Source organism: Janthinobacterium sp. ROICE36 (assembly GCF_002869965.1).
Lineage (GTDB): Bacteria > Pseudomonadota > Gammaproteobacteria > Burkholderiales > Burkholderiaceae_D > Janthinobacterium.
The window spans coordinates 1-9,552 of record NZ_PEBS01000118.1; the positions used below are offsets into that span (position 1 = coordinate 1).

General features: G+C 63.3%; 9 protein-coding genes and 1 pseudogene. 7 read left to right on the forward strand and 3 right to left on the reverse strand.

Annotation, left to right across the window (positions count from 1 at the left end; genetic code table 11):
• The 6 genes from CSZ94_RS26020 to CSZ94_RS26045 form a co-directional block, all read left to right on the forward strand.
• Positions 1-247 (forward strand): thiamine pyrophosphate-dependent enzyme (locus CSZ94_RS26020; protein WP_258001218.1); only part of this gene is annotated, 247 nt, incomplete at its 5' end.
• Positions 248-355: 108 nt separating this feature from the next.
• The gene (gene pta, locus CSZ94_RS26025) at positions 356-1,357 is read left to right on the forward strand and encodes a phosphate acetyltransferase (protein ID WP_102124166.1); all 1,002 of its coding nucleotides are present in this window, start codon (positions 356-358) and stop codon (positions 1,355-1,357) included.
• Positions 1,347-2,120: a sulfite exporter TauE/SafE family protein gene (locus CSZ94_RS26030; protein WP_258001219.1), complete on the forward strand. Its 774-nt coding sequence runs from the start codon at positions 1,347-1,349 to the stop codon at positions 2,118-2,120. Before pta ends, CSZ94_RS26030 begins: the two co-directional genes overlap by 11 nt.
• 292 nt (positions 2,121-2,412) lie before the next feature.
• Positions 2,413-3,312 (forward strand): RNA ligase family protein, encoded by a 900-nt coding sequence (locus CSZ94_RS26035; protein WP_102124168.1) that lies wholly within the window; start codon positions 2,413-2,415, stop codon positions 3,310-3,312.
• Positions 3,309-4,448, forward strand: coding sequence for an AAA family ATPase (locus tag CSZ94_RS26040; RefSeq protein WP_102124169.1), 1,140 nt, complete (start codon positions 3,309-3,311; stop codon positions 4,446-4,448). Before CSZ94_RS26035 ends, CSZ94_RS26040 begins: the two co-directional genes overlap by 4 nt.
• 221 nt (positions 4,449-4,669) lie before the next feature.
• The gene (locus CSZ94_RS26045; protein WP_180977634.1) at positions 4,670-5,584 is read left to right on the forward strand and encodes an NAD(P)H-binding protein; all 915 of its coding nucleotides are present in this window, start codon (positions 4,670-4,672) and stop codon (positions 5,582-5,584) included.
• Between the two features lie 4 nt (positions 5,585-5,588).
• Here CSZ94_RS26045 and CSZ94_RS26050 read toward each other — a convergent pair whose 3' ends face one another.
• The 3 genes from CSZ94_RS26050 to CSZ94_RS26060 are packed head-to-tail and all read right to left on the reverse strand — an operon-like array spanning position 5,589 to position 9,157.
• Positions 5,589-7,310: a cobaltochelatase CobT-related protein gene (locus CSZ94_RS26050; RefSeq protein WP_102124171.1), complete on the reverse strand. Its 1,722-nt coding sequence runs from the start codon at positions 7,308-7,310 to the stop codon at positions 5,589-5,591.
• On the reverse strand, positions 7,307-8,281 hold the full coding sequence (locus CSZ94_RS26055; RefSeq protein ID WP_258001220.1) for an AAA family ATPase: 975 nt from the start codon (positions 8,279-8,281) through the stop codon (positions 7,307-7,309). Before CSZ94_RS26055 ends, CSZ94_RS26050 begins: the two co-directional genes overlap by 4 nt.
• A gap of 39 nt (positions 8,282-8,320) precedes the next feature.
• Positions 8,321-9,157 carry an IclR family transcriptional regulator gene (locus tag CSZ94_RS26060; RefSeq protein ID WP_374106902.1) on the reverse strand — a complete coding sequence of 279 codons (837 nt, stop codon included), beginning with the start codon at positions 9,155-9,157 and terminating at the stop codon, positions 8,321-8,323.
• Positions 9,158-9,369: 212 nt separating this feature from the next.
• Here CSZ94_RS26060 and CSZ94_RS26065 point away from each other — a divergent pair.
• Positions 9,370-9,552 (forward strand): annotated as a pseudogene (locus CSZ94_RS26065) (sulfoacetaldehyde acetyltransferase); the annotation flags it as partial.

A 9,552-nucleotide genomic window follows, 5' to 3' on the forward strand; every position in this document is an offset into this window, starting at 1 on the left:
CGTCGCCGGCGAGCTCGATAACCAGAGCTTCGCGGAAATTGCGCGGGCCATGGGCGCCGAAGGCATCACGGTCGACAAGCTGGAAGACGTGGGTCCGGCCTTGAAGAAGGCCATCGCCATGCAGATGCATGAAGGCAAGACCACCATCATTGAAATCATGTGCACGCGCGAGCTGGGCGACCCCTTCCGCCGCGATGCGCTGAGCAAGCCTATCCGTCACCTGGACAAGTATAAAGACTACGTGTAAGCAGTCAGTTCGATCCTTGTATGACCCCGGCTTGCCGGGTTTTATGTGCCGGAACTATGCCTCATGCTTCCGTGGTTGCGGCACTTTTTTTACCGAATTGGAGTACCCATGAAAGCCCTGCACCGCATCATCGCCCAAGCCCGCGCCGTGCCGAAAAACATCGTCTTGTGCGAGGGCGACGATGTGCGCGTACTGCAGGCGGCAGCGCGGGCGGCAAGCGAAGGCCTGGCGCATATCACCATCGTCGGCAAGCCGGCCGCCATCCTGGCGCTGGCGCGCGAACATGCGTTGGAGCTCGATTGCGTGCGCCTGGTCGACCCGGCAGATTCAAGCGAGTCGGAACACTATGCCCAGCAATTGTTTGTGCTGCGTCAAGCCAAGGGCATGACGGTGGAGCAGGCCAGGATCGCCGTGCAAGATCCGCTGTGCTACGCCAACCTGATGGTACGCCTGGGCGACGCCGACGGTTGCGTGGCGGGGGCCGTGCACACGACGGCCGACGTGGTGCGCAGCGCCATCCAGATCATCGGCGTCGATCCCGCCTTCAAGCTGGTGTCGAGCTTTTTCCTGATGATGCTGTGCGAACCTTTCCATAGCCTGAAGGGCGGTTTCATCTTTTCCGACTGCGCCCTGGTGGTCGACCCGAAGGCGGAAGAGCTGGCCGACATCGCCATGGCCGCCGCCGACAGCGCGCAAGCCTTGCTGATGGAAGAGCCACGCGTGGCCATGCTGTCGTTTTCCACCAGCGGCAGCGCCCACCACGCAGCCGTCGACAAGGTGCATGCGGCCACGGACCGGGTCAAGGCGCAGCGCCCGCTGCTGGCCATCGATGGCGATGTGCAGCTCGATGCGGCCATCGTGGCCGAGATTTCCCAGCGCAAGGTCAAGGATTCCGTCGTCAATGGCCGCGCGAATGTGCTGGTGTTCCCGAACCTGGACGCGGGCAATATCGGCTATAAATTGGCCGAGCGCATGGGCGGCGCCGTCGCCATCGGTCCCTTGCTGCAAGGCTTGAACAAGCCGGCCAACGATTTGTCGCGCGGTTGCAGCGCGATGGATGTGTACAACGTCATTGCGGTCACGTCCGTGCAGGCCCAGGGTGGACGCTGAGTTGTTCAGCTTGCCCGTGCTGGCGCTGCTGGGCGTGGTGGCGGCGGGTTCGTATTTCCAGACTGTCACGGGCTTTGGCCTGGGCATGATCGTCATGGGCGTGGCCAGCGGCCTCGGCCTGGCGCCCGTGCCCACGCTGGCGGCCCTTGTCAGTTTGTTGTCTTTGGCGAATTGCTTGGTGGCCTTGCCGGGCGCCTTGCACCACCTGGACTGGCGCGCCATCCGCGCGGCCAGCATCGGCTTGCTGCCAGCCATGGCGGCCGGCGTCTTGCTATTGGGATATTTGGACCAGGCGTATGCGCCCGTCCTGAAACTGTTGCTGGGCGCGGCCATCGTGTATGGCGGCGTCAGCATTGTGCTGCAGGCGCTGCCGGGACCGGGCGCGGTCGATAAGCGCAGCTTCTTCATCAGCGGCGTGTGCGGCGGCCTGTTCTCGGGCCTGTTTTCGCTGGCGGGGCCACCGCTCGTGTATCAGTTTTACCGCCAGGAAATGAGTTTAAAGACCATCCGCTACAGCCTGATCTTTTTGTTCGCCATCAGCGCGGGCGGGCGCTCGCTAATGGCGGGCAGCCAGGGCCAGTTGGATGCGAAAGTCTTGCTGTTGTGCATGTTGGCCTTGCCCGTGGGCGTGCTGGCCACCATGGCTGGCAAGCGCTACCCGCCACCGATCGCCCAGCGCGGCATGCGTCGCATCGCGTTTGCCGTGCTGACCCTGATTGGCCTCTCCCTGATGGCGGCTGCCGTGCCGCAGCTGCTGCGCTAAGCGTGCGGCGCTTGCAAAATAGGCAAACTGCCGTTATATTCCCCGTTCTTTCTCGAACCTCTTCCTTATTGGAGCCAAAAGTGCCTCGCACCTTCGCCATCACCTGCTAACGCTGACGAAATGCTCTCTGCAGCATCGTTCGGCGCGTTGACGCCCCCGATTGCTGCGGCACTGTTTTTGCTTCCTCCGCACACGTATCCGAGACAACCGTCTCGATCGTCCACGCCCGAACACGTCGTCAGCTCCCCTGACCCTGTATGGACACGCCCCGGTGAACGCGGCGTGGGACGCTATGTTTTTACAATCTTTACCCTTATTCAAATACCCGCGCACGCCGCACCTGGAAGGCTCGCGCCTGCAGCACGGCGACGACGCTTCCGACCAGATGCCCCTGAAAAAGCTGGCCGGCCAGTACGTCGTCATCGAGGAAAAAATCGATGGCGCCAACTCCGCCGTGTCGTTCAGCGATGCGGGCGAGGTGCTGCTGCAGTCGCGCGGTCACTACCTGGCAGGCGGCGGCAGCGAACGCCAGTTCAAGCTGCTCAAACCGTGGGCGCATGCGCATGAACACGCCTTGCTGCATCTGCTGGAAGATCAGTATGTGCTGTTTGGCGAATGGTCATACAGCAAGCATTCCGTGTTTTACGACCGGCTGCCCCACTATTTCAACGAGTTCGACGTGTATTGCCGGCGTACGCAAATGTTCCTCTCGACGGCGCGCCGCCACGCCATGCTGGCCGGCTCGCCTGTGCTGTCCGTGCCCGTGCTGTACGCGGGCAAGATGCCCACGTCGCCAAAACAGCTGTGGCAGCTGCTGCGCCATTCGCTGGCCAAGTCCCGCCTGTGGCGCGACGCATTCGAAGGCGTGGTGGCGCGTGAGCGCTTGCCGCTGGACCTGTGCTGGAAGCAGACGGACAAGTCCGACCACGCGGAAGGCCTGTACCTGAAAGTGGAAGACGACGAGCAAGTGCTGGCCCGCTACAAGCTGGTGCGGCATGACTTCACGCAAACCATCCTCGACAGCGGTTCGCACCACAGCACGCGGCCCTTGATCCCCAACCAGCTGGCCGAGGGCGTGGACCTGTACGCGCCGCAGCCACGCGTCACGTGGGAGAGTCTGGGCTTGCACACCTGCCAGTCGCTGGACGAACTGGCTGCAAGCTCAGGTAACACAACAAGGAGCACAAAATGAATTGGAAAACCTTGCAACAACTGGTGCCGCTGGCGGGCCAGTCGCCCGATTTCAGCGCATGCCTGGCTGCTTTTCCGCAGCTGGAACTTGCGAAAACGACGCCGCAAAACCCCGTCTACCACGCGGAAGGCGACGTGTGGACGCATACCATGATGGTGATCGAGTCCTTGCTGGCCATGCCCGACTACCAGCACGCCACGCGGGCGGAACAGGAAATCGTCTTCCTGGCCGCCTTGCTGCACGACATGGCCAAGTGCAGCACCACGGTGATCGACCCGGTCACGGGCGCCATCGGCCAGCCCGGCCATTCGCGCAAGGGTGCGCTCGATGCGCGCATCGCCCTGTGGGATTGCGACGTGCCGTTTGCCGTGCGCGAGGAAATCTGCCGCCTGATCAATGTGCACCAGGTGCCGTTCTTTGCGCTGGAACAATCGCGGCGCGGCGTCACGCCCGAATTTACCGTGCGCGAACTGTCGTGGCAGCTCGATATCCGCTTGCTGGCCATGCTGGCCGAGGCCGATATACGCGGACGCATCTGCCCGGACCCGCAGCGCATACTCGATGCCATCGAGCTGTTCCGCGAACTGGCGCGCGAGGAGGGCTGCTATGGCCAGCGCAGGGTCTTTGTCGACGATCATACGCGCGTCAAATACTTTCGTGGCGCCGAGGCGCATCCCGACTATCCCCTGTTCCAGGCGCCAGGCTCGCACGTGATCGTCATGTCGGGCTTGCCCGCGTCGGGCAAGAATACGTGGGTGGACAAGCACCATCCGCGCCTGCCCGTTGTGTCCTTCGACGATGCGCGGACGGCCTTGGGCTTGAAGCACGGCAAGAACGAAGGGCAGGTGGGTGATTACGCGGAAGAGCGGGCGCGCGAACTGTTGCGCAAGGGCGAACCGTTCGTGTGGAATGCCACGCATCTGTCAAAACTGATGCGCGAAAAGACGCTCAAGCTGCTGTACAAATACCATGCGCAGGTGGAGCTGGTGTACCTGGAGCAGCCGCGCAAGGAATTACTGCGGCGCAATGGCCAGCGCGACACCTCGCTGAGCAACAAGAAGCTGCAATCGATGCTGTGGAACTGGGAAATCCCGCTGCCGATGGAAGCGCATGCCGTGCGCTACTGCGTCAGCTAGTCCTGCAGCGGTCTAGCGCCGTCGAAAGCGCTTGACCGGGCGCACGCCACGCGCCATGCTGGGCGCATGATCATTGTTTTCCCTTCTTTCCTGTAAGCCTGCCGCAGATCCGCCCCGCAGGGGGCGGGCCGCCGCATGGCCGCCTTTGATTCCCTTACATCATCGTCGTGCGTTGCCGCCCCTGCATGGGGCGCGTACACGCGCGCCACAAGGAAAAGAACATGAAAACACTGCATCTCGCCGTTGCCGGCGCCTCCGGCCAACTGGGCACCCTAGTCGTCAATGAACTCATTCGGCAGCGCGCCAGCCATCCGGCCACGGCACTCACGGCCATCACCCGCACGCCAGGGCGCCACGCTGCGTGGCAGGAGCAGGGCATCGATGTGCGTTTCGGCGACTACGACCAGCCGCAGGGCCTGGCCGCCGCCTTCCACGGCGTCGAGCGCCTGCTGTTGATCAGCACGAATGCCATCGATGGCACGGGACGGCGCCTGGCGCAGCACCGCCATGCCATCGCGGCGGCGCGGCAGGCGGGCGTGGCCCATATCGTTTACACCTCGTTCCTGCGGCCGGAAGAAGGGAAAAGGTCGCTGCTGAACGACGACCACCTTGCCACGGAAGCGCTGCTGCAAGAAAGCGGCATCGGCCATACGATTTTGCGCAATGCGTTTTACCAGGACTTGCTGCTGGTGGTACTGGGCACTGCCGCCGTGGATGGCCAGTTGCGTACGGCCATGGGGCAAGGCCATGTGTCCTGCGTGGCGCGCGAGGATTGCGCGCATGCGGCCGCTGCGGCCCTGGCGGATGGCTGCCGTGGCAACCGCATCCTGGATATCACGGGTCCCGTCGCCCTCGATGCGTCGGCGCTGGCCGCCATCGCCGCCCAGATATTCGGCCGCTCCATCCAGGTCGTGGCGCTCGATGCGGAGGCGCGCGGGCGGCATTTCATCGCTGCTGGCATGCCGGCGCCGATGGCGACGATGCTGGCGGGCATCGAGCGCTGGCTGGCCACCGATGCCATGCACGTGGTCAGCGATGACTTTGCGCGCTTGACGGGCAGGCAGGCGTCGCCCGTGCAAGCGTTTTTGCAGGCGCATCGCTGGCAGTTGCTGGCGCCGACGTTGCCACTGGCATAGGGCGCTATTTTTTTCGCCCGGCGAGCAGCTGGGCGATTTCGCTGAACAGCTCATTGTTCAGCGAGGCGGGCAGGGTGGTGGCCAGACTGCGGCTGTAGTAGGCGCCCAGGTCCAGGCCCAGTCCCAGCCCGCAAATTTCCACGGCGCCCTGCGCTTCGCGGCGCGCCACCACTTGCTTCAAATGTTGCGCCAGGTAAAACTCGTCGTTGGCCAGATTCGTGGCAGTATCCATCGGGCAACCGTCGGAGACGACGAGCAGGATGCGCCGCCGTTCCGGGCGCGCCAGCATGCGGCGACACGCCCAATCCACGGCTTCGCCATCGACGCCTTCACGGTACAGGTCCGCCTTCAGCAGGGCCGCGATGTCGGGCCGCGCGCGGCGCCAGCTGGTGTCGCCATCCTTGAAGACCATGTGCACGAGTTCGTTCAAACGGCCCGGGTTGGCGGGCGAGCGGGCGCGCATCCAGTCGCGTTTGACTCTTCCCCCGTTCCACGCGCCCGTCGTAAAGCCCAGCAACTCCGTCTTGATGCCGGCCTGGTCCAGCGCGCGCAACACAATATCGAGCAGCACGGCCACCGATTCCGCATGCGTCTTCATGGAGCCGGAGCAATCGACGAGAAAACTGACCAGGCAATCGGCCTGGGGCAGGAATTGTTCCTTGCGAAACAGCCTGCGCTCGGAAGGCGAACTGATCAGCTGCGCCAGGCGGCGCCCGTCGATAGTGCCTTCTTCTTCGCCGAACGACCAGCCGTCGCGCTGGGGCACGGCCAGCAATTGCGTAAAACGCCGCGCCAGGCGGGCCGTGTTGATGCCCAGGCTGGCGATGCGTGCATCCATGCGTTCGCGGTATTCAAGCAGCAGGGCGCGGCGCACCAGTTCGCCCGCTTTTTCTTCGCGGTCATATGCCGTGGAGTAAGCCTTGTAGACGCCATCGCCGTCGCTGAAGGCGCGGCTCTCGCCCAGCGGGGCGGCATCGGGAACATGTTCGTTGTCGCTGTCGACATCGAGCAGCAGCTTGAAGGCTGTCTGCGCTTTCGCGTCCTCAGCCGTGTTTTTCTGGTCATCCTGCGCCTCTTTCAGCATGGCATCGACGGCGTGGGCGATGGCCAGCGCATGGCCCGCAAAGGCGGCCTGGTCCAGGCGGTGGCGGCGCAATCCCGCCATGTCGCCGCCCAGTTGCGAAGAAACGGACCAGCGCGTCGCTTCGATAAAATCTTCCGTCTTTTCCAGCACGGGCCGGGCCGTCAGGCGCGACCAGCACATCTGGAATACCGTGTACAGCAGCAAGCCCGACGCGCCCTCGGCCAGGCCGGAATCGTAAAACGCATGCGACCAGGCCGTGAAACGGTGGCGCAGGTTGTGCGCCACGCCCGCGTGTTGATCTGGCGCAAGCGTTTCCACTCTTAACTGTTCCAGCAGCTCGAACACCAGGCGCGCCACGGGCTCGGCCGGGCACAGCGACTTGTGCAGGGCGGCGTCCGTGTGCAGCAAACGCAGGGCCACGCTGTCGGCTGCGCCGCGCAGCGAGGGCAAATCCTGCAGCGCCGCAGCGGCTTGCAGATGGGCCGCATGGATGGGCAGGGGGCGGTGGCCGTCGTGCAAACGCCGGCCCCGGTAGCGGATAGTGGACATTCCGCTCAGCGCGCGGATGGCGCCCGCGCACAGTTCATCCGTTTCCTGCTGCTCGCGCGTATAGGGGGCTGGCGCGGTTGCTTCGGCGCTCATGGCGCCGTCGCCAGCAATTCCTCGTTGAAACAGCGCTGGTAATACTCGGCCACCATGGGGCGCTCGGCTTCGTCGCATTTGTTCAGGAAGGACAGGCGGAAGGCCAGCGCCGGGTCGCGGAAGATCTGGCAATTCTCCGCCCAGGTGATGACGGTGCGTGGCGACATCAAACAAGCCAGGTCGCCCGCCGCATAACCATGGCGCGTGAGGCTGGCCACGGCCACCATGCTGCTTGCCAGCTGGCGGCCCGCCGCGTCATTCATGGCCGGGACACGCGCCAGCACGATCTGCGTTTCCTCCGCCTGCGGCAAATAGTTCAGGGTGGCAACGATGTTCCAGCGGTCGATCTGCGCGTGGTTCAGCACTTGCGTGCCGTGGTACATGCCGTTCAAGTTGCCCAGGCCCACCGTATTCGAGGTGGCGAACAAACGGAAGTGGGGATGCGGTGTGATGACCCGGTTCTGGTCGAGCAGGGTGAACTTGCCGTCGCGCTCCAGGATGCGCTGGATGACGAACATCACGTCGGGGCGGCCCGCGTCGTATTCATCGAAGATCAGGGCCACTGGGCGCTGCAATGACCAGGGCACGATGCCTTCCTGGAATTCCGTCACCTGCTGCTGTTCGCGCAGCACGATGGCGTCCTTGCCCACCAGGTCCAGGCGGCTGATGTGGCCGTCGAGATTGACGCGCACGCAAGGCCAGTTCAGGCGCGCCGCTACCTGCTCGATATGCGTGGACTTGCCCGTGCCGTGCAAGCCTTGCACCATCACCCTGCGGTTGTGGCTGAAGCCGGCGAGGATGGCCAGGGTCACATCCTGGTTGAAGCGGTAGGCGGGATCGATGTCGGGCACGTGCGCATCGCGCTCCGTGAAGACGGGCACGAGCAGGTCGCTGTCGATATGGAACAGGCTGCGCACGGACTGCAAGGTTTGCGCTGCGGCGGCGGGGGGATGTTGGCGTGAATCTGACACCTTGTTCTCCTGTGAAACCGCAGCGGCGGGCTACGGCGGTTATGAATGACCGGTTTGCAATGCGTCGTCGTCCCCGCCCGTCGTCGGCATGGTTTCCGATTCGATGGCGGCCAGGGCTTGCGCGGCGCGTTGTAATGCGGGCAAGAAATGTAAAGCCTTGTCGTGCGTCAAACGGATGATGGGCGCCTGGATCGCCACGGCCAGGTTCGAGCGGCCGTTCGGATTCGGCACCAGCACGGCCACGCACAGCAGGCCGGGCAGGAATTCCTCGTCGTCCAGCGCATAGCCGTTGCGGCGCACCAGTTCCAGTTCGCGTTCCAGCTTGACGGGGTCCGTTTCCGTCTTGTCCGTAAAGCGCGTCAATTCCATGTGGCCCAGCAGGCGGCGCCGTTGCACGGGTGTCATTTGCGCCAGGAACAGCTTGCCGCTGGACGAGCAGTGGGCCGGCACCCTCGAACCGGGATGCAGGTAGAAGCGCAGCGGCGCCGCCGTTTCCACCCGGTCCAGGTACACCACTTCGCTGCCGCTGAAGGCCGTCAGGTTGCAGCTTTCGCCCACTTCCTCGACCAGCTGGCGCAAGACCATGCGACGGGCGCCATGGAAAGTGTTGTTAATCAGCAGGTTTGACGCCAGGCGGCGCAGGCGCACGCCCGTGCTGTAGTGGCGACCATCGCTTTCGCGCTGCAGCACGCCCACGCTTTCCAGCTGTTGCAGCATGCGGTGCAGGGTGGGCTTGGGCAGGCCCGTTTCTTCCACCAGCGCTTGCAGCGACAGCAACTGGTCTTTCTCGGCAATCACTTCCAGCAAGGCAAACAAACGCATCGTGGGCGTGTCGCCTTCCAGTTTTTCCGGCTCAAGTTTTGGGGATGAAATCATGTCCATGGTGGCCTCGGTTGGGTAGCACTGAGTGTTACTTCAGCTTATTTCATTTTCGAACTCAAATTGTACCGTTTCCTTGAAAATCTGTTTGACTTTTGATTCCCGAACGCTTAAATTGAATTGTATATCAAATTTCGGAACAAAATATACCGATTTTTGATAATTTCTTGCGCTTCATCACCACAGACCAGGAGACACCCATGAATGACATGACCGAGCAAAAAGCCGCCGCCGCAGCGGCCACCGTAGCCGCCCCTGTAGGCCAGCAAAAGATGACGCCTTCCGAAGCGTTCGTGGAAACCCTGGCCGCCAATGGCGTGACCGACATGTTCGGCATCATGGGCTCGGCCTTCATGGACCCGATGGATATCTTCGCCCCGGCCGGCATCCGG

Bases quoted from the DNA above. Each gene is read 5' to 3' on its own strand.
- CSZ94_RS26045 (WP_180977634.1), top strand. From the start codon at position 4,670: ATGAAAACACTGCATCTCGCCGTTGCCGGCGCCTCCGGCCAACTGGGC.
- pta (WP_102124166.1), top strand. From the start codon at position 356: ATGAAAGCCCTGCACCGCATCATCGCCCAAGCCCGCGCCGTGCCGAAA.
- CSZ94_RS26040 (WP_102124169.1), top strand. From the start codon at position 3,309: ATGAATTGGAAAACCTTGCAACAACTGGTGCCGCTGGCGGGCCAGTCG.
- CSZ94_RS26050 (WP_102124171.1), bottom strand. From the start codon at position 7,310: ATGAGCGCCGAAGCAACCGCGCCAGCCCCCTATACGCGCGAGCAGCAG.
- CSZ94_RS26060 (WP_374106902.1), bottom strand. From the start codon at position 9,157: ATGATTTCATCCCCAAAACTTGAGCCGGAAAAACTGGAAGGCGACACG.
- CSZ94_RS26035 (WP_102124168.1), top strand. From the start codon at position 2,413: ATGTTTTTACAATCTTTACCCTTATTCAAATACCCGCGCACGCCGCAC.